The sequence below is a fragment of the Kitasatospora sp. NPDC058046 genome (assembly GCF_042885595.1).
Taxonomy (GTDB): Bacteria; Actinomycetota; Actinomycetes; order Streptomycetales; family Streptomycetaceae; genus Kitasatospora.
Window position 1 is genome coordinate 85,798 of the sequence record NZ_JBHVRS010000013.1, and the last position, 18,916, is coordinate 104,713.

Annotated in this window: 16 protein-coding genes and 1 pseudogene; 13 read left to right on the forward strand and 4 right to left on the reverse strand. The window is 74.6% G+C overall.

What is annotated here, in order from left to right; genetic code table 11:
• Positions 1-25 precede the first annotated feature (25 nt).
• Complete coding sequence (locus ACFVU7_RS25040; protein WP_117488718.1) at positions 26-433, reverse strand: helix-turn-helix domain-containing protein; 408 nt, start codon at positions 431-433, stop codon at positions 26-28.
• A 107-nt stretch (positions 434-540) separates the two neighbouring features.
• On the opposite strand from ACFVU7_RS25040, the gene ACFVU7_RS25045 reads away from it, so the two are divergent.
• The 10 genes and pseudogenes from ACFVU7_RS25045 to ACFVU7_RS25090 all read left to right on the forward strand — a co-directional run bounded on the left by ACFVU7_RS25045 (position 541) and on the right by ACFVU7_RS25090 (position 12,032).
• The gene (locus tag ACFVU7_RS25045; protein WP_049651105.1) at positions 541-1,188 is read left to right on the forward strand and encodes an FMN-dependent NADH-azoreductase; all 648 of its coding nucleotides are present in this window, start codon (positions 541-543) and stop codon (positions 1,186-1,188) included.
• 109 nt (positions 1,189-1,297) lie between these two features.
• Positions 1,298-2,251 carry an MBL fold metallo-hydrolase gene (locus ACFVU7_RS25050; RefSeq protein ID WP_388047254.1) on the forward strand — a complete coding sequence of 318 codons (954 nt, stop codon included), beginning with the start codon at positions 1,298-1,300 and terminating at the stop codon, positions 2,249-2,251.
• A 16-nt stretch (positions 2,252-2,267) separates the two neighbouring features.
• Positions 2,268-3,209 (forward strand): annotated as a pseudogene (locus ACFVU7_RS25055) (NTP transferase domain-containing protein).
• A 20-nt stretch (positions 3,210-3,229) separates the two neighbouring features.
• Complete coding sequence (locus ACFVU7_RS25060; protein ID WP_388047255.1) at positions 3,230-4,414, forward strand: molybdopterin molybdotransferase MoeA; 1,185 nt, start codon at positions 3,230-3,232, stop codon at positions 4,412-4,414.
• 55 nt (positions 4,415-4,469) lie between these two features.
• Entirely contained in the window at positions 4,470-5,531 is a 1,062-nt protein-coding gene (locus tag ACFVU7_RS25065; RefSeq protein ID WP_117488713.1) for a TrkA family potassium uptake protein, read from the forward strand.
• Between the two features lie 100 nt (positions 5,532-5,631).
• The gene (locus ACFVU7_RS25070) at positions 5,632-6,609 is read left to right on the forward strand and encodes an NAD(P)H-quinone oxidoreductase (protein WP_049659602.1); all 978 of its coding nucleotides are present in this window, start codon (positions 5,632-5,634) and stop codon (positions 6,607-6,609) included.
• Positions 6,610-6,758: 149 nt separating this feature from the next.
• The gene (locus ACFVU7_RS25075) at positions 6,759-7,547 is read left to right on the forward strand and encodes a hypothetical protein (protein ID WP_074001883.1); all 789 of its coding nucleotides are present in this window, start codon (positions 6,759-6,761) and stop codon (positions 7,545-7,547) included.
• A gap of 291 nt (positions 7,548-7,838) precedes the next feature.
• Positions 7,839-8,453: a bacterial proteasome activator family protein gene (locus tag ACFVU7_RS25080; RefSeq protein WP_198959330.1), complete on the forward strand. Its 615-nt coding sequence runs from the start codon at positions 7,839-7,841 to the stop codon at positions 8,451-8,453.
• A 302-nt stretch (positions 8,454-8,755) separates the two neighbouring features.
• Positions 8,756-10,201, forward strand: a complete 1,446-nt coding sequence (locus ACFVU7_RS25085) for a protein kinase (RefSeq protein ID WP_074001882.1) — start codon at positions 8,756-8,758, stop codon at positions 10,199-10,201.
• A gap of 112 nt (positions 10,202-10,313) precedes the next feature.
• Positions 10,314-12,032, forward strand: coding sequence for a protein kinase (locus ACFVU7_RS25090; RefSeq protein WP_388047257.1), 1,719 nt, complete (start codon positions 10,314-10,316; stop codon positions 12,030-12,032).
• Positions 12,033-12,051: 19 nt separating this feature from the next.
• Here the strand turns inward: ACFVU7_RS25090 and ACFVU7_RS25095 are convergent, their stop codons facing one another.
• A complete protein-coding gene (locus tag ACFVU7_RS25095) occupies positions 12,052-13,152 on the reverse strand; it encodes a phosphotransferase (RefSeq protein ID WP_234348650.1) in 1,101 nt (366 codons plus the stop codon).
• Between the two features lie 64 nt (positions 13,153-13,216).
• Positions 13,217-13,876 (reverse strand): response regulator transcription factor, encoded by a 660-nt coding sequence (locus ACFVU7_RS25100; protein WP_074001879.1) that lies wholly within the window; start codon positions 13,874-13,876, stop codon positions 13,217-13,219.
• A 426-nt stretch (positions 13,877-14,302) separates the two neighbouring features.
• Between ACFVU7_RS25100 and pdhA the strand changes: the two genes are divergently transcribed.
• From pdhA to ACFVU7_RS25115, 3 genes are read left to right on the forward strand one after another with little or no spacing between them, the layout of a single operon-like run.
• Positions 14,303-15,457: a pyruvate dehydrogenase (acetyl-transferring) E1 component subunit alpha gene (gene pdhA / locus ACFVU7_RS25105; RefSeq protein WP_049658931.1), complete on the forward strand. Its 1,155-nt coding sequence runs from the start codon at positions 14,303-14,305 to the stop codon at positions 15,455-15,457.
• Positions 15,457-16,431 carry an alpha-ketoacid dehydrogenase subunit beta gene (locus tag ACFVU7_RS25110; protein ID WP_049658928.1) on the forward strand — a complete coding sequence of 325 codons (975 nt, stop codon included), beginning with the start codon at positions 15,457-15,459 and terminating at the stop codon, positions 16,429-16,431. Before pdhA ends, ACFVU7_RS25110 begins: the two co-directional genes overlap by 1 nt.
• Before the next feature lie 15 nt (positions 16,432-16,446).
• Complete coding sequence (locus tag ACFVU7_RS25115; RefSeq protein ID WP_074001878.1) at positions 16,447-17,883, forward strand: dihydrolipoamide acetyltransferase family protein; 1,437 nt, start codon at positions 16,447-16,449, stop codon at positions 17,881-17,883.
• 81 nt (positions 17,884-17,964) lie between these two features.
• Here ACFVU7_RS25115 and ACFVU7_RS25120 read toward each other — a convergent pair whose 3' ends face one another.
• Entirely contained in the window at positions 17,965-18,891 is a 927-nt protein-coding gene (locus tag ACFVU7_RS25120) for an LAETG motif-containing sortase-dependent surface protein (RefSeq protein ID WP_388047259.1), read from the reverse strand.
• Positions 18,892-18,916 lie beyond the last annotated feature (25 nt).

Sequence of the window (18,916 nt, forward strand, 5' to 3'; positions counted from 1 at the left end):
AGGTGCGCCGGGCGCCCGGGGGGGCTCAGCAGCCGCTCCTGAGCACGCCCTCCGGCAGGTAGCGGTCGGCCCAGACCGCCAGTTCGGTGAGCGCGGGCTTGAGCGCGAAGCCGGCCTCGGTGAGCCGGTAGCTGACCCGCAGCGGCGGGCCGGCGTCGACCTCGCGGACGACCAGCCCGGCCTCGGCCAGCTCGGTCAGCCGGTCGGAGAGCATCCGCTCGCTGATGCCCGGGACGGCGCGGCGCAGCTCGGAGAAGTACGCGGGGCCGCCGTTGGTGAGGACGCCCAGCAGCATGCCGGTCCAGCGCTTGCCGAGCAGGGTGAACACCCGGGTGAGGGCCAGGTCGACGTTGCGGCACGGGCCGGGGCCCTCGGCGCCGCACGCGTCGGTGGCGATCGGGACTCCGTCGGTCACTGCCTCGTGCTCGGCCATGGGTCCAGCCTACTCGAACCCCTACTAGTGACTGTAGAAAAGTAAGCTGCTACCGTAATTGCAGTCGCAGCGAAATCAGCAGCTACTTATTATCTGGAGGCACTGCCATGCCCACGCTCCTGCACCTCGACTCCTCCGCGATCGCCGACGGCTCCGTCTCCCGCGAGGTCACCGCCGCCTTCCGCGCCGCCTGGCAGGCCGAGCACCCCGAGGGCACGGTGATCTACCGGGACCTCGCCGCCGACCCCCTCCCGCACCTCGACGTGCACGGCATCAGCGCCGGATTCGCCCCCGCCGAGGCCCACAGCGCCGAGCAGGCCGCCGCCTTCGCGCTGCGCGAGCAGGTGATGGCCGAGCTGGAGCAGGCCGACGCCGTGCTGATCGGCAGCCCGATGTACAACTTCACGATCCCGTCGACCCTCAAGACCTGGCTGGACCACGTGATCCTGGTCGGCCGCACCGCCGGCGAGACGCCCTCCGCCAAGGGCACCCCGGTCACCGTGGTCGCCTCCCGCGGCGGCTCGTACGCGCCCGGCGCCCCGCGCGAGCCGTTCGAGTTCGTCACCACCTACCTGGAGAAGGTGCTGACCGGCATGCTCGGGCTGGAGGTCGACTTCATCGTCCCGGAGTTCACCCTGGCGGCCGCCGTCCCGGCGATGGCCGACTTCGTCCCGAAGGCCGTCGAGTCCAAGGCCCAGGCCCTGGAGCAGGCCGCCCGCCGGGCCAAGGAAGCGGCCGCCCGAGCCGCGGTGTGACGTGCACCGGAGGCGCGCCCCACCGGGCGCGCCTTCCGCGCAATCGGCCGTCGGTGCTCCCATGCTGTAGGGCGCAGGGAATCCGACCGCCGACCAGAGGGAGCAGCCCGTGACGACGTCCCCGTCCGAGGAGAGCGCCGGCGCGGAGCGTGCCCAGGCCCGCCCGGCCGCGGGCGCGGTGCCGCCCGAGCCCGGGCAGCCGGCCCGGCCGTTGGAGGTCGCCGTCTTCACCGGCCCCGAGTCGGCCTTCTTCGCCACCTCGACACTGATCCTCGGCGAGCGGACCGCGATCCTGGTGGACGCCCAGCTGACCCGCAGCGCCGGGCGCGAGCTGGCCGAGTGGGTCGCCGGCAAGGGCAGACGCCTGCTCGCCGTCGTCGTCACCCACCAGCACCCGGACCACTACTTCGGCGCCGAGGAGGTGCTGCGGCTCTTCCCCGACGCGCAGCTGCTGGCCGCCCCGGCCGTGGTCGAGGGCATCCGGCGCACCGTCGCCGCCAAGGTCGCGCAGTGGAAGCCGGTGTACGGCGACGACATCCCGGACCACCCGCTGATCCCCGCCCCGCTGCTGCCGCAGCCGCTGATGCTGGACCGCCAGGTGATCCCCGTGCTGCTGCTCGGCCAGGCCGACTGCGGGGACTCCACGGTTGTCCACGTGCCGAGCATCCGCACCGTGATCGCCGGGGACTTCGTCCACAACGGCACCCACGTCTGGACCGCCGACACCACCCCGGCCCAGCGCACCACCTGGGGGCACAACCTCGGCCGGATCGCCGACCTCGGCGCGGACCGGGTGATCGCCGGTCACCGGGCCCCGGACCAGGGCGACGACGCCGCCCGGGTGCTGGCCTTCACCGGCGAGTACCTCCAGGACTTCGACCGGCTGCTGGCCGAGCACCCGGACGACCCGGAGGCGCTGGTCACGGCGATGAACGAGCGGTACGGGGAGCTGACCCTGCCGTCCTTCCTGCAGCTGGGCGCGGCGGCCAACACCGCCCGCGCGGCCGGGGAGCCCGAGGAGGACCGGGAGTCCAAGGAGGACGGCGGACCCGAGCAGGCGTAGGGCGGATACTGGCCGCATGACGCCGTACGACGTGATCGTCCCGGCGGGCGGGGCCGCCCGGCGCCTCGGCGGGGCCGACAAGCCCGGGCTGACGGTCGGCGGGACCACCCTGCTCGACCGGGTGCTCGCCGCCTGCGCGGGCGCCCGCACCACCGTCGTGGTCGGCCCGGTCCGGCCGACCGCGCGCGGCGGCGTCCACTGGACCAGGGAGCGGCCGCCCGGCGGCGGGCCGGTCGCCGCCGTCGCGGCCGGGCTCGACCTGGTCACCGCGGACACCGTGCTGCTGCTCGCCGCCGACCTGCCCTTCCTGGACCGGCGGACGGTGGACCGGCTGGTCGCCGCCCTCGACCGGGCCGGGGCGCACGGCGCCGCCGCCGTGCTGGTCGACGCGGGCGGCCGCGACCAGCCGCTCGCCGCCGCCTACCGCACCGCCCCGCTGCGCGCCGCGCTGGCCGCCCTCGGCGATCCCGCCGGCCAGCCGCTGCGCCGCCTGGTCGGCGGACTGCCCCGGCTGCGGGTGGCCGACACCGACAACGTCGCCTACGACTGCGACACCTGGGAGGACCTGGAGCAGGCCCGCGAGCGCGACCGGACCTGAGGCGCACCGCCCCGGCCACCGACGTGTGAGCGAAACGACGCGCCCCGCACACGGGGCGAACACTTCGGGAAACCACCGATCAGGCAGCATGGGCGCATGGAGCGCACGCTGGATGACTGGATCGCCGAGGTCAAGGCCGACCTGGGCATCGACCTGGACGTCGACGTCCACGGTCTGCTCGACACGGCCCGGGTGGTCGCGCACGGGGTGGCCCGGCCGGCCGCGCCGCTGACCGCCTTCCTGATCGGCTACGCGGCCGCCCAGCGGGGCGGCGGGGCGGCGGCCGTCGCCGAGGCGGCCCGGCGGACCGAGGCCCTCGCCGAGGGCTGGGGCCCCGCCGACCGGCCGGGCGAGTCGTGAGCGCGGTCGGACAGCCGACCGTGGCCGCACCGTCCACCGGTCCCGGCGTGCTGAGCTGGCCCGGCGCCCGGGAGACCGCGCGCCGGGCCGGGCTGCGCCCGCTGCCCGGGGTCCCCGTCCCGCTGGCCGAGGCGCTCGGCCGCACCCTCGCCGAGCCGCTCGGCGCGCTGACCGACCTGCCCGCCTTCGACACCTCCGCGATGGACGGCTGGGCGGTCGCCGGTCCCGGCCCGTGGCGGGTCGCCGGCCGGGTGCTGGCCGGACGGGCCGAGCCGGCGCCGCTGGCCGACGGCACCGCCGTGGAGATCGCCACCGGCGCCCAACTGCCGCCCGGCGCCACCGCCGTACTGCGCCGTGAGCACGGGTGGACGGACGCCGCGCTGCTGCACGACCGCGGCCCGCGGCCGCTGACCACCGGCCAGGACGTCCGCCCGCGCGGCCAGGAGTGCCGCCTGGGCGAGGAGTTGCTGCCGTCCGGCACCCCGGTCGGGCCGGCCGTGCTCGGCCTGGCCGCCGCCTGCGGCCACGACCGGCTGCCGGTCCGCCGCCGTCCGGAGGTCCGACTGCTCGTCCTGGGGGACGAGTTGCTCACCTCCGGGGTGCCCGGGTCGGGCCTGGTCCGGGACGCGCTCGGGCCGCTGCTGCCGCCCTGGCTGCGGGCCGCCGGCGCCGGGACGCCCGAGGTCGGGTACGTCCGGGACGACTTCGGGCTGCTCCGGGACGCGCTGCGGCACTCCACCGCCGATCTGGTGGTCACCACCGGCGGAACGGCCGCCGGACCGGTCGACTTCCTGCACCGGGCGCTCGCCGAGGCCGGCGCCCGACTGCTGGTGGACGGCGTCGCCGTCCGGCCGGGGCACCCCATGCTGCTGGCCGAACTCCCCGGCGGCCGCCACCTGGTGGGCCTGCCGGGCAACCCGCTGGCCGCCGTCGCCGGGATGGTCACCCTCGTCCTGCCGCTGCTGCACGCCCGCAGCGGACGGACCGTCGGCCCGCCCGCCCTCGCCCCGGCCGCGGCCCCGCTGGCCGGGCACCGGACGGACACCCGGCTCCAGCCGGTCCGGCGGACCGCCGAGGGCGTCCTGCCGCTGGCCTTCGACGGCCCGGCGATGCTGCGCGGGCTCGCCCGGGCCGAGGCGCTCGCCGTGGTGCCGCCCGGCGGGGCGGCGGCGGGGGAGACGGTCGAACTGCTGGAGGTGCCGTGAACGAGGGAACCGTCAAGAGCCGCGCGTCCGGCGCGGGGGCCGCCGGGGTGGGCGCATGAGCCGGATCCGACGCAACCTCGCGCCCGGCACCGAGCCGTGGGCGGACGCCGGGATCGTGCTGCCCGCCCGACGGGCCGAGCCCGCCGTGCGGCAGGTCGGCTCCCGGCTGCTGCTGGCGCTCGCCGTCCTGGTCGCCACCACGTTCATCGTCTACCTCGACCGGGACGGCTACAACGACAACGCCGGCGGCGGGCTGAGCTTCCTGGACGCGGCGTACTACGCCACCGTGACGCTCTCCACCACCGGGTACGGCGACATCACCCCGTTCAGCGACGGCGCCCGGCTCACCAACATCTTCGTGATCACCCCGCTGCGCGTGGTGTTCCTGATCATCCTGGTCGGCACCACCCTGGAGGTGCTCACCGAACGGACCCGCCTGCAATGGCGGTTGAACCGCTGGAGGTCCACCGTGCGCGAGCACACCGTCGTCATCGGCTACGGGACGAAGGGCCGCAGCGCCGTCGACACCCTGATCGGGCAGGGGGTGAAGAAGGAGGAGATCGTCGTCGTCGACCCGCAGCGCAAGGTGGTCGACGCCGCCGCCCAGCACGGCCTGGTCGGGGTGGTCGGCGACGCCACCCGCACCGACACCCTGGTGCGCGCCGGGCTGCCCACCGCCGCGCGGGTGGTGGTCGCGCCGGAGCGGGACGACACCGCCGTGCTGATCACGCTGACGGCCCGCCAGCTGAACAAGGCCGCCACCGTGGTCGCCGCCGTACGGGAGGACGAGAACGCGCCGCTGCTGCGGCAGAGCGGCGCCGACGTCGTGGTGACCAGCTCCAGTTCGGCCGGGCGGCTGCTCGGGCTGTCGATGCTCAGCCCGCACGCCGGGGCGGTGATGGAGGACCTGCTGACGTACGGCAACGGGCTGGACGTGGTGGAGCGCCCGGTCACCCGGGCCGAGGCCGGGCACAGCCCGCGCGAGTGCGCGGACCTGGTGGTCGCGGTGGTCCGGGGCCGACGGGTGCTCAACTACACCGAGCCGGAGGCCGCCGTGCTCCAGCTCACCGACCGGGTGATCGTCATCAAGTCCAGCGCGGCCGCGCCGACGGGCTGAGCCGCGCCCACGGGCGGGGCGAGCGTCGCCCACGGGTCGAGCCGCGCCGACCGGTTGAGCCGCGCCGTGGAACCGCCCCCGCCCGCAGTAGGTTCGGGGCATGCATGCGATGACGATTCCCGTACCCGGCGGTCCCGAGGCACTGGTCTGGGCCGAGGTGCCCGACCCGGTCCCCGCCGAGGGCGAGGTCCTGGTCGAGGTGGCGGCCACCGCCGTCAACCGCGCCGACCTGCTCCAGCGGCAGGGCTTCTACAACCCGCCGCCCGGCGCCCCGCCCTACCCGGGGCTGGAGTGCGCCGGGCGGATCGTCGCGCTCGGGCCCGGGGTGGCCGGCTGGGCGGTCGGCGACGAGGTGTGCGCGCTGCTGGCCGGCGGCGGCTACGCGCAGCGGGTCGCGGTGCCGACCGGGCAGCTGCTGCCGCTGCCCGCGGGGCTGTCCGCCGAGCAGGCCGCGGCACTGCCCGAGGTCGCCTGCACGGTGTGGTCCAACGTCTTCCTCACCGCGCACCTGCGGCCCGGGGAGACGGTGCTGCTGCACGGCGGCGCGAGCGGGATCGGGACGATGGCGATCCAGCTGGCCAAGGCGGTCGGCGCCCGGGTCGCGGTCACCGCGGGCGGCCCGGAGAAGCTGGCGCGCTGCGCCGAGCTGGGCGCGGACATCCTGATCGACTACCGCGAGCAGGACTTCGTCGAGGTGCTCCGGGAGGCCACCGACGGGGCCGGGGCGGACGTGATCCTGGACATCATGGGCGCCAAGTACCTCCAGCGGAACGTGGACGCGCTGGCGGTCAACGGGCGGCTGGTGATCATCGGACTCCAGGGCGGGGTGAAGGGCGAGCTCGACCTCAACACGCTGCTGCGCAAGCGCGGGGCGGTGATCGCCACCAACCTGCGCGGGCGGCCGCTGGCGGAGAAGGCGGCGATCGTGGCGGCGGTGCGGGAGCACGTGTGGCCGCTGGTCGAGTCCGGGGTGGTGAAGCCGGTGGTGGACCGGGTGCTGCCGCTGGCCGAGGTGGCCGAGGCGCACCGGGTGCTGGAGCGCGGGGAGCAGGTCGGGAAGGTCGTGCTGCGGGCCTGAGCACGGGGGACCCCGGTGGCGGGGCGGCGGCCGGACGGGTGTGAATTGCCCGAAATGCCGTAACGGCGGGCGCGTGCGAATCTGGTCCGGAGCAGTCCCGCCGCCGATCCCGCCCCCGGGCGCCGTCGGCCGTCGGAAGGACTCCGACCGTGGCCGCATCTCCGCACGCATCCCTCGGGCCGCTGCCCGTCGCGCCGCACCACCGTCGTCCGTCCCGCCGCTCTCCGGGCCGCGCCCAGCGGCTGTTCGCGGCGGCCGTGCTGGGGCTCACGCTCCCGCTGGCCGCCGCCTCGGCGGCGGTGGCGCTGCCCTCGCCGGGGGCGCTCCCCCTGCCGGCGGCGTATCCCTCGCCGGACGCGGGGACGCGTGCCGAGCCGGGCGGTGGGCCGGCCGCCGAGCAGGACGACGAAGCCGACGACGAACCGGGCGTCCCCGGGCCGGTGGCCGCGCCGCCGCGGCGACCGCTGCCGCGTCCGCACCCGGCCGGCAACGCCCCGCAGGCCCACCGGCACCACCTGGCCTCGCTGCCCGAGCGCTCCGACGCTGCCGTGGAGCAGGCCCCCGACCAGGCTCCCGAGCAGCTGCCGGACCAGGCCGCCGACCAGGCCGTCGACCAGGCCCCGGAGCAGGCCCCCGACCAGGCTGCCGAGCAGACCCCGGAAGAGGCCCCGGACCAGGCCGTCGGGGCCGAGCAGCCGGAGGCCGACGGGGACGCCGCGGAGGCCGAGGCCCCCGGCGCGGCCGCCGTCCCGGACCCGGCCGCGGCGAACACGGCCGAGGCGGTCGCCGGACAGCCGGTCGCGGCCGTGGCCGGGGTGCCCGCGCTCTTCCCCGCCCGCTGGCAGGACGCCTCCACCACTCAGCTCCCGCTGGGCGTCGGCCTGGGCCTGATCGGCTGCGGCCTGGGACTGGTCGGCCTGCGGCTGCGCAAGGACTGAGCCCCCCGGGGCCGGGGCTGCGGTAGCGCAAGGGCTGGGGCCCGGCGGGGCGCGGCGCGCCCGGAGCGGCCCGGGGTTTCGGCGGCCACGGAGCGGCGGACCGCCGTGCGCGGGGCCGGGGTGCCGTCGCCGGGCGGCCGGTGGCCGGTCGGCGGACCGGGTGCGGGAACTGAGTATCCGTACGGATTCCCGCAGGGCGTCCGGAGGCGTAGCGTCGTCACGGGTGGCGCAGGACGGCGGGACGACCGGGGGCTTCCGCCCGACCAACCCCAGTGAGAGAGAATGTTGTTCATGACGAATCCGATGAACGAGCGCCCGTCGCAGGAGCCCTTCCGGGCCGGCGGCGGGCAGTCGCAGGACGGCCAGAAGGTGCTGATCGTCGGACCGGACGGGCTGCCCGTGGGCCAGGGGTTCGCCGGTGCGGCTGGGGACGGGGACGACGAGGGCGACGTGCCGCGCGAGCTCCCGGTGACCGAGATGGTCGAGCAGCCCGCCAAGGTCATGCGCATCGGCAGCATGATCAAGCAGCTGTTGGAGGAGGTCCGGGCGGCGCCTCTCGACGAGGCGAGCCGGGTCCGGCTGAAGGACATCCACGCGAGCTCGATCAAGGAGCTCGAACTGGGGCTGGCCCCGGAGCTGGTCGCCGAGCTGGAGCGGCTGTCGCTGCCGTTCACCGACGACACCATCCCGACCGAGGCCGAGCTGCGGATCGCCCAGGCCCAGCTGGTCGGCTGGCTGGAGGGCCTGTTCCACGGCATCCAGACCGCCCTGTTCGCGCAGCAGATGGCGGCGCGGGCACAGCTGGAGCAGATGCGGCGGGCGCTGCCGCCCGGGCTGCACAGCGGCGAGCCGGACGAGGACGAGCCGGGCCAGGGCCGCGGCATCCGCTCCGGCCCCTACCTGTAGCCGCACCCGGCGGTACCCGCCGGTAGGCGCGTCCGGGCCGCCCGGACCGCCGTCGGACCGGACGTACCACGACGATCCTCCCCGGCCCCGGGCCGCCGGGCCGGGCGGCCCCCGGGCCGGGACCGGCCCCGGCCCTGGACCGATCACCGTCGGCGCGAGCCGATACCCTGGCCCCTGTCGCCGGCCGGTGGAACCGCCGCGGCAGGGGCCCGCCAGGCCAGCGGGCCGGGCCCACCACGCACGGACGAGACCGAACGTCAGGTTGCGGCGAGCACGGCCGCGCCGAGGGGGAGCAGAGGACCATGAGCGAGCACGGCAACGCGGCGGTCGAGGGCTTCTCCCTGGGCAACGGCCGCTATGTGCTGCAGCGGCTGCTGGGCGAGGGCGGCATGGCCTCCGTGCACCTCGCCCACGACCGCGTGCTGGACCGGCAGGTCGCGCTGAAGAGCATGCACAGCGAGCTGGGCCGGGACGACTCGTTCAAGGAGCGGTTCCGCCGCGAGGCCCAGGCGGTGGCCCGGCTGGAGCACCCGAACATCGTCACCGTGTACGACAGCGGCGAGGACATCGCCCCGGACGGCTCCAGCACGCCGTACATCGTGATGCAGCTGATCGACGGCAACGGCCTGCGCGAGGCGATCAACGAGGCGGTCGGCCAGTACGGCGCGATGCCGGCCGAGGAGGCCCTGAAGGTCACCGTCGGCGTGCTGAACGCGCTGGAGGCCTCGCACGACATGGGCCTGGTGCACCGCGACATCAAGCCCGGCAACGTCATGTTCGACCGCAAGGGCAACGTCAAGGTCATGGACTTCGGCATCGCCCGTGCGCTGGAATCCGGCGTCACGTCGATGACGCAGACCGGCATGGTGGTCGGCACCCCGCAGTACCTCTCGCCCGAGCAGGCGCTCGGCAAGCCGGTGGACGCCCGCTCCGACCTCTACTCGGTCGGCGTGATGCTCTTCGAGATGATCACCGGGCAGCTGGTCTTCGACGGGGACTCGGCGTTCTCGATCGCCTACAAGCACGTCCAGGAGGAGCCGCCGGCCCCCTCCACCCTCAACCGCTCGATCACGCCCGAGGTGGACGCCTTCGTCGCCCAGGCGCTGCGCAAGGACCCGGCGCACCGGTTCCAGAGCGCGGCGGCGATGCGGGACGAGGCGGAGCGGCTGATCGCGGCCGCCAAGGGCGGCGACAACGGGCACCGGCTGCAGGCCAGCACCCCGCTGGTGATCAACGAGGGCCCGCGCTCGGTGCACGCCGCTCCGCAGGCCCCGCAGACGCCCCAGCCGCAGTACCTCCAGCAGGGGGCCCAGCAGTACCGGACGCCGCCGCCCGCCTACCAGACGCCGCAGCCGCAGGCCCCGCACACGCCGCACCCGCAGTACCTCCAGCAGGGCGGGCAGCAGTACCAGACCCCGCCGCCCGCCTACCAGACCCCGCGGCCGCAGGCCCCGCACACGCCGCACCCGCAGTACCTCCAGCAGGGGGCGCACACCCCGCCGCCGCAGCCGATGCCGCAGCCGATGCCGCCGTACCAGCAGCCGAAGGCGCCCACCAGCGGCGGCGGCTGCTCGACGGCCGTGGTCGTGATCGGGATCATCGTCGGCGTGCTGGTGCTCGCGGGCATCATCATCGCGATCGTGGTCAACAAGGCGGACGAGAAGACGGGCGGCAAGTTCAGCCACGCGGACCGTCCCGCCGACGTGCTGGTCCTCGACCTCCCGGCCGACCGGAATGGCCTGCTCTGACGGTTTCCGGCAGGTTCGGGGGTACCACGGTCGTCCGCCGGAGGCGGTAGCGTTCGGGGATACGTAAGCGACAGGGCACCGCGATCCGAGCGAACGCCCGGGGCGAGGAGCGATGGCACAGACGCAGCAGCCGGACGACGACGCGGGTGTCCGGGCGGTCGGCCGGACCGGCGGAACCCCGAGGATTCCCGAGCCCGGCGGCGAGGCCCCGACCTCGGCGCTGCCGCCGGTCGCCACGGGCGGCCCGCACACCCCGGGCCGCGGCACCGCCGTGCCGCTGAGCACCGTCGGGGACGGCCGTTACCGGCTGACCTACCGGCTCGGGCGCGGCGGCATGGCCGAGGTGTTCGCCGCCGAGGACGTGCGGCTCGGCCGCACCGTCGCGGTCAAGCTGCTGCGTGGCGAGCTGGCCCAGGACGACGTCGCCCGGCTGCGCTTCACCCGCGAGGCACACGCCGTCGCGGCGCTCAACCACCACTCGATCGTCGCGGTCTACGACACCGGCGAGGAGTACGACGGGGACGAGTCCACGCCGTACATCGTGATGGAGCTGGTCGAGGGCCGCACCGTCCGCGAGCTGCTGGCGGACGAGGAGGCGCCGCCGGTCGACCAGGCGTTGATCATCATCGCCGGGGTGCTGGAGGCGCTCGCCTACAGCCACCGCAGCGGCATCGTCCACCGCGACATCAAGCCCGCCAACGTGAGCATCACCAACGCCGGCGCGGTCAAGGTGATGGACTTCGGCATCGCCCGGGCGCTGACCGGCGGGGCCACCACGATGACCCAGACCGGCATGGTCATGGGCACCCCGCAGTACCTCTCGCCCGAGCAGGCGCTCGGCAAGCCGGTCGACCACCGCTCGGACCTGTACGCGGCCGGCTGCATGCTCTACGAACTGCTCACGGTGCGACCGCCGTTCACCGGCGACACCCCGCTGTCGGTGGTCTACCAGCACGTCCAGGACCCGCCGGTGCCGCCCTCGCAGGCCAACGGCCGGGTGCCGGCCGGCCTCGACGCGCTGGTGCTGCGCTCGCTCGCCAAGAACCCGGACGACCGCTTCCAGGACGCCGACGAGTTCCGCGCCCACGTGCAGCACGCGCTGCGTGAGATGCACGGCGCGGGCGGGGCCGCCTGGGCCGGCGCGGCCGCGGTCGACACCGGCGCGACCCAGGTGCTCCGGCCGGACCAGGCCGCGGCGACCGCGGCCTTCGGCGCGGTGGGCCCGGCCGACCAGACCTCCGTGCTGCCGTACTCGACGGGCGGCCCGCACACCCCCTCCTCGCCCTACCCGGCGGCCGGCGGCCCGTACGGCGGCGGTACCGGTGCGGGCGGGGACGACGAGGGCCCCGGCCGGCGGCGCGGGCCCTGGGCCTGGGTGGCCGGTGCGATCGCCGTGCTGGTCGCAGCCGGTGCGGGCATCGCGTTCGCGCTCAGCGGCAGCGAGCCCACCGGCCACTCGGACATCTCGCCGCAGCCCCCGGCGGCGACCAGTACCGAGACGACCGCGCCCCCGTCCCAGAGCGGCCTGGCGACCCCGCCGGCCTCGGCCTCCGGCAGCAAGAAGCCGCAGCAGCCGACCGACCCCGGCAACAACAACGGGAACAACAACGGGAACAGCGGCAACAACATGTCGCCGTCGCCGAACACGGGCAAGCACACCCCGACCCCGACGCCGACCGGGACGGCCAGCCACACGCCGACCGGGACGGCGCCCGCGACGACGGCGCCGCCCACGACGGCGCCGCCGCAGACCGCGGGCCCCGGCACCGGGTCGCCGAAGCCGCCGACGGACCCGAAGCCGTCCATCCCGGTCGTGCCGCCGACCCCCTGACCCGGTCGGCGGCGGCGGGTCAGTTGGCGAAGGCATCCAGGACCTGCTCGTACTCCTGGCACCACCACGCCAGCTGGCCCGCGGAGGCGGGGTAGAGCGGGTCGGCCCGGTGGTCGGCCCGCTGGTAGCGCCACTGCAGCATCCAGAAGTCGTTCAGCCGCTCCCACCAGACCCGGTGGACGGCGGCGGCCAGGTGCTCGGCGGTGGCCGCCCCGGAGGCCCGGTAGGCCTGGGAGTAGCGGCGGACCCGGACCAGGTCGAGGGCGCCGGACGAGCGGTCGTTGAAGAGCAGCGTGGCGGCCCGGACCGCCTCCTCGGCGCGTGGCTGCGGGCCGAGCTTGTCCCAGTCCAGGACGGCCGCCACCCGGCCGCCCCGCGGGTCGTCCTCGTACAGCAGGTTGAGGCCGTGGAAGTCGCCGTGGGTCCAGCCGGTGGGCGGCGCGGCCTCCGGGGCGGGGCGGCGGTGGGCGTGCTCGGCGAGCAGTTCCAGCCGTTCCGTGAGCCGTTCCACCACGAGGGCGTCCAACTCCCCGGCCGGCTGGTGCTCCCGGGCGCGGCGCCGCAGGTCGCGGGCGAGTGCGGCGCTGTCGACGGGGTCGGCGCTCCGGTACCCGGCGGGTTGTTCGAGGGGGGCGCAGACGTCGTCGAGCGCGCCGTGCAGCCGGCCGAGCAGCGTGCCGAGCGCGTCGCACTGCGACGGGTCGAGCTCGTCGCCGTGCCGGTGCCGGCCCTCGACCCAGGGGAACAGGGCGAACAGTCGGCCGCCCCAGGCGGCCACCGTGCCGGACCGTTCGGCGCAGGCCAGCGGGGGTGCGACGGGCAGGCCGAGGGTGTTCAGCGCGGCCATCGCGCGGTGGTGGGCGAGGATCTTCGGACGGCTGGCGGTGGCGGAGTCGACGTAGCACTTCAGGAAGTACGGACCGGCCTCGGTGGTGACCAGGTACCCCCGGTTCAACAGGCCCTCGGCGACGGGTTCGGTGGTCAGCGGCCGTCCGACCCGGTAGCGGGCCAGGACCTCGGCGAGCGCACCCCCCGGGACGGGGGGACTGAGGGTCCCCATCGGTGGTGCGGAGAGATCGGGGCGGGCCGGTGCGCAGGCAAGGGTCTGGCTGAAAGTCACGTGCAGAGGTTATGGCCCCCTTGTGGGGGCCCTTGACAAACCGTCAGTTCTGTGAAGGGCCGGATCAGTACTGGTGGTCGGCCTGGTGCCGCGCCACGAAGGCGGCCGCCTGGGTGCGCCGCTCCATGCCCATCTTGGCGAGCAGACTGGAGACGTAGTTCTTCACCGTCTTCTCCGCCAGGTGCAACTCGTTGCCGATCTGACGATTTGTCATACCTTCGCCGATCAGATCGAGGATCCGCCGTTCCTGCTTGGTGAGTTGGGCGAGCCGTTCGTCCTCCTTCTCCCCGCCGTCGCGCAGCCGGGCGAGCACCCTGCTGGTGGCGACCGGGTCGAGCAGCGAGCGGCCGGCCGCGACGTCCCGGACGGCGGTGATCAGGTCGGTGCCGCGGATCGCCTTCAGCACGTAGCCGGAGGCGCCGGCCATGATCGAGTCGAACAGCGCCTCGTCGTCCGAGAACGAGGTGAGCATCAGGCACTTGATCTCCGGCAGCTTGGACCGGATCTCGCGGCAGACCTCGACCCCGTTGCCGTCCGGCAGCCGGACGTCGAGCACCGCCACGTCCGGGTGGACCGCGGGGATCCGGGTGAGCGCCTCGGCGGCCGTGCCGGCCTCGCCGACGACCTCGATGTCGTCCTCGACCGAGAGCAGATCGTGCACGCCCCGCCGGACGACCTCGTGATCGTCGAGCAGGAATACCCTGATTTGTCCGTTATCAGTCACGTCCAAAGCCTCCCATAACACCGTACGAAAGACCTATCGCCCGGACCTCCATACCAACGCGATCCGGCCACAGCCGTCCGAAACCGATACCGAGAACCCCCTTACGTACGGGCGTCTGCCCGGATAACGTGCGCTGGTGTCCTGAAGGCGCTCGAATTGAGAGCTGCGTCACGCCGACCGTCACCCCCACCCTTCCGACGGCGAGCCGAACGCGGCACCCTCGGGGTTGTAGGCCCTGAACAAGTAGGACGTCCTAGCGCAAGCGCGTCGAGGGCGGACGCTGGGTAACGTTCTCGTGAGGGACGCCGTCGGAACAGGATCACCACCTGCCCCGCAGTGGGAGCGCACACCCACGCGCGCCCCGCGAGGCGGTGACCGGACCGGTCACCGGCGACCCCGGGCGGCCGGACAGACCGAGGAGTGAACGTGACCGTCAAAAGCACGGCGAGGGCCCGCAAGAAGGCGGCCCCCGGCGTCCCTGACACCCTCCGCGCCACGGGCAAGGACGCCCAGCCGGAGCTCGTCCAGCTGCTCACGCCGGAAGGCGAGCGGGTCGAGCACCCGGACTACCCCCTCACCACCACTCCCGAGGAGCTGCGCGCTCTCTACCGCGACCTGGTGCTGGTGCGCCGGTTCGACGGCGAGGCCACCGCGCTCCAGCGCCAGGGCGAGCTGGGCCTGTGGGCCTCGCTGCTCGGCCAGGAGGCCGCCCAGGTCGGCTCCGGCCGCGCCATGCGCCCCGGCGACTACGCCTTCCCCACCTACCGCGAGCACGGCGTGGCCTGGTGCCGCGACGTCGACCCGCTGAACCTGCTCGGCATGTTCCGCGGCGTGAACCACGGCGGCTGGGACCCGAACGAGAAGAACTTCCACCTGTACACCATCGTGATCGGCGCGCAGACCCTGCACGCCACCGGGTACGCGATGGGCATCACCAAGGACGGCGCCGACGACGCGGTCATCGCGTACTTCGGCGACGGCGCCTCCAGCCAGGGCGACGTCAACGAGGCCTTCACCTTCGCCTCGGTCTACAACGCGCCGGTGGTCTTCTTCTGCCAGAACAACCAGTGGGCGATCTCCGAGCCCACCACCACCCAGACCAAGATCCCGCTGTACCGCCGCGCCTCCGGCTTCGGCTTCCCCGGCGTGCGGGTCGACGGCAACGACGTGCTGGCCTGCCTCGCGGTCACCCGCTGGGCGCTCGACCACGCCCGCAACGGCAACGGCCCGGTGCTGATCGAGGCGTTCACCTACCGGATGGGCGCCCACACCACCTCCGACGACCCCACCCGCTACCGGCACACCGAGGAGACCGAGGCCTGGAAGGCCAAGGACCCGATCTCCCGGCTCCGCGCCCACCTGGAGAAGGAGGGCCTGGCCGACGAGGAGTTCTTCGCCGCCGTCGACGCCGAGAGCGAGCAGCTGGGGCTGCGGGTGCGCGAGGGCGTGCGCGGCATGCCGGACCCGGACCCGACCCTGATCTTCGACCACGTGTACAGCGAGCCGCACACGCTGGTCGATGAGGAACGGGCCGAGTACGTCGAGTACGCGGCCTCCTTCGAGGCGGGGGAGACCCACTGATGGCCGGTCAGCTGAGCATCGCCAAGGCGCTGAACGGAGCGCTGCGCAAGTCGCTGGAGAACGACCCGAAGACCCTCCTCATGGGCGAGGACATCGGCAAGCTCGGCGGCGTCTTCCGGATCACCGACGGCCTGCAGAAGGACTTCGGCGAGGACCGGGTGATCGACTCCCCGCTGGCCGAGTCCGGCATCGTCGGCACCGCGATCGGCCTGGCGCTGCGCGGCTACCGCCCGGTGGTGGAGATCCAGTTCGACGGCTTCGTCTACCCGGCCTTCGACCAGATCGTCTCCCAGCTGGCGAAGATGCACGCCCGCGCGCTCGGGCACGTCAAGATGCCGGTCACCATCCGCATCCCCTACGCGGGCGGCATCGGCGCGGTCGAGCACCACAGCGAGTCGCACGAGGCGTACTTCGCGCACACCGCCGGTCTGCGCGTGGTCACCCCGTCCAGCGCGCACGACGCGCACTGGATGCTGCGGCAGTCGATCGAGTCCGACGACCCGGTCGTCTTCCTGGAGCCCAAGCGCCGCTACTGGGACAAGGGCGAGGTCGGCGACGCCGCCGACCTGGGCCTGCACGAGGCCCGGGTCGTCCGGCCCGGCACCGACCTGACGCTGATCGCGTACGGGCCGATGGTCAAGGTCTGCCTGGAGGCCGCCGCGGCCGCCGAGGAGGACGGCCGCCGGCTGGAGGTCGTCGACCTGCGCTCGCTCTCCCCGGTGGACTTCGCCGCCCTGGAGGCGTCGGTCAAGCGCACCGGTCGGGCCGTCGTGGTGCACGAGGCACCGGTCTTCCTGGGGATGGGCGCCGAACTGGCCGCCCGGCTCACCGAGAAGTGCTTCTACCACCTGGAGGCACCCGTGCTGCGGGTCGGCGGCTACCACGCGCCGTACCCGCCGTCCCGGGTCGAGGAGGCCTTCCTCCCCGACCTGGACCGCGTGCTCGACGCCGTCGACCGCGCGCTCGCGTACTGACTCCGGGGAGCGAAGATGACCACCGAAGTTCGCTCGCTCCGCGAGTTCAAGATGCCCGATGTGGGCGAGGGCCTCACCGAGGCCGAGATCCTCAGCTGGTACGTCAAGCCCGGTGACACCGTCACCGACGGGCAGGTCGTCTGCGAGGTGGAGACCGCCAAGGCGGCCGTGGAGCTGCCCATCCCGTTCAACGGGGTGGTCGAGACGCTGCACTTCCCCGAGGGCGCGACGGTCGACGTCGGCACCGTGATCATCTCGATCGCGGTCGCCGGGGAGGCGGGTGTCGCGGCTCCGGCCGCCCCCGCCGCGGCGCCGGCCCAGGCGCCGGTTCCGGCTCCCGCAGAGGAGCCCGAGCCCGAGCGGCGCGAGGTGCTGGTCGGGTACGGCCCGCGCACCGGCGGCAGCCAGCGCCGGGCCCGGCGGACGACCACCACCAAGGTCGCCGCGACCAGGCCGGCTCCGGCCGCCGCCCCGGCCCCGGTCGCCGCACCGGCGCCCGCGGCCCCGGCCCCGGTCGCCGAAGTACCGTCCGGGGAGCGGCCGTTGGCCAAGCCGCCGGTGCGCAAGCTGGCCAAGGACCTCGGCGTCGACCTGCGCGCGGTCACCCCGACCGGCCGGGACGGCGTGATCACCCGCGAGGACGTGCACGCCCACGCCGCCGCCCAGGCCGCTCCGGCGGCCCCGGTGGCGCCGGTGGCCGAGACCGCCGTGGCCGAGCCGGCCGCGCCGCAGGCGCCGGTGTCCGGCGCGGGCGACGTCCGGGTGCCGATCAAGGGCGTCCGCAAGGCGACCGCGCAGGCGATGGTGGCCTCGGCCTTCACCGCCCCGCACGTCACCGAGTTCGTGCAGGTCGACGTGACCCGCACGATGAAGTTCGTCCGCCGGCTCAAGGAGAGCGGCGAGCTGGGCCGGGACGTCCGGGTCAGCCCGCTGCTGATCGTCGCCAAGGCGCTGCTCACCGCGATCAAGCGGCACCCCGGGATCAACGCCCAGTGGGACGAGGCGGCCCAGGAGATCGTCCTCAAGGGCCAGGTGAACCTCGGCATCGCCGCGGCCACCCCGCGCGGCCTGATCGTCCCGAACATCAAGGACGCCGGGTCCAGGACCCTCTCGGGGCTGGCCACGTCGCTCGGCGAGCTGGTCGAGACCGCCCGTCAGGGCAAGACCTCGCCGGCCGACATGCAGGGCGGGACGATCACCATCACCAACGTCGGCGTCTTCGGCGTCGACACCGGCACCCCGATCCTCAACCCGGGCGAGGCCGCCATCCTGGCCTTCGGCGCGGTCCGGGAACTGCCGTGGGTGCACAAGGGCAAGGTGGTCCCGCGTCAGGTGACCACGCTCGCGCTCTCCTTCGACCACCGCCTGGTGGACGGGGAGCTGGGCTCCAAGGTGCTGGCCGACGTGGCCGCGCTGCTGGAGCGCCCGAAGCGCCTGATCACCTGGGGCTGACGGCCCGGTAGCACCGAAGAAGGGGCCCTCCTCCGCACCGCCGTGCGGAGGAGGGCCCCTTCGGTGTGACCGCCCGTTCGACTAGCGCTGGGGACGGAGTCGACGGACGGCGATCAGGACGCCCGCTCCGAGGGCGAGGAGCAGGGCGGAGGAGGCGGCGAGGAAGGTGTTGGTGGAGGAGGAGCCGGTCTGGGCGAGTTCGGGGGTGCCGGCGGGGGCGGTGGTGGCCGGGGCGGCGGAGGGGGTGGTCGGCTTCGGGGCCGGGGCGGCCGGGGCGGTGTCCTTGGTCTGCTCGGCGGCGGGCTTGGCCGGGGCCGGCTTGGCGTCCTTGGTGGGGGTGGGCTTGGCCGGGGTGGTCGGCTTGGCGGGCGCCGCCGGGTGCACCACCTTGACGGCGGTGCTCACGCCCCGGCCCTCGCTGGGCTTGACGGTGACCTGGAGCCCGTCGATGCCCTTGGCCACGTCGGCGGAGAGGCCGACCCGGAAGCGGTAGCGGACGGCGTGGCCGTCGGCGAGCGGCCCGCCCGCGGACGGGAGGGAGCCGCCGATCGCCGGGTCGCAGCCGTTCGCCAGCTTCACGCGCTGCCAGGTGCCGTTCGCCATGACCTCGGCGGTGACCTGCGAGGGCTTCGGGGTGGCCCCGTTCATGTTGAAGAACGCGATGCCGGGGAAGATCCGGTGGTAGTCGGCACCGGTCCCGTTGAAGAACTGGACGTCGAACTCCGCCTTGGGGCCGCCGACGGTGAGCGTGCCGGGGGCCTTGAGGAAGGTGGCGTTGGTGCCCTGGCCGTGCAGCTCGACGGACCGGTCCTCCTCGTCCGCGGCGGACGGCTTCGCCGGGGTGGTGACCGGGGCCTTGTCGGAGTCCCCGCAGGCCCAGGCGGTGTCGGTGGTGAGGAGCTGGACGCCGCCGGCGAGGACGACGGTGGCGGCGAGGGTGGCGATGCGGCGGCGGCCGGAGAAGGCGCGGTCGTTCTTCGCGAAACGGGTGATAACGGACGTGCGCATGACGTGACTCCCCAAAGTCGTCGTG

Coding starts and splice junctions, on each gene's coding strand:
- ACFVU7_RS25040 (WP_117488718.1), bottom strand. CDS start 433: ATGGCCGAGCACGAGGCAGTGACCGACGGAGTCCCGATCGCCACCGAC.
- ACFVU7_RS25045 (WP_049651105.1), top strand. CDS start 541: ATGCCCACGCTCCTGCACCTCGACTCCTCCGCGATCGCCGACGGCTCC.
- ACFVU7_RS25065 (WP_117488713.1), top strand. CDS start 4,470: ATGAGCCGGATCCGACGCAACCTCGCGCCCGGCACCGAGCCGTGGGCG.
- ACFVU7_RS25070 (WP_049659602.1), top strand. CDS start 5,632: ATGCATGCGATGACGATTCCCGTACCCGGCGGTCCCGAGGCACTGGTC.
- ACFVU7_RS25080 (WP_198959330.1), top strand. CDS start 7,839: ATGACGAATCCGATGAACGAGCGCCCGTCGCAGGAGCCCTTCCGGGCC.
- ACFVU7_RS25085 (WP_074001882.1), top strand. CDS start 8,756: ATGAGCGAGCACGGCAACGCGGCGGTCGAGGGCTTCTCCCTGGGCAAC.
- ACFVU7_RS25090 (WP_388047257.1), top strand. CDS start 10,314: ATGGCACAGACGCAGCAGCCGGACGACGACGCGGGTGTCCGGGCGGTC.
- ACFVU7_RS25110 (WP_049658928.1), top strand. CDS start 15,457: ATGGCCGGTCAGCTGAGCATCGCCAAGGCGCTGAACGGAGCGCTGCGC.
- ACFVU7_RS25115 (WP_074001878.1), top strand. CDS start 16,447: ATGACCACCGAAGTTCGCTCGCTCCGCGAGTTCAAGATGCCCGATGTG.
- ACFVU7_RS25120 (WP_388047259.1), bottom strand. CDS start 18,891: ATGCGCACGTCCGTTATCACCCGTTTCGCGAAGAACGACCGCGCCTTC.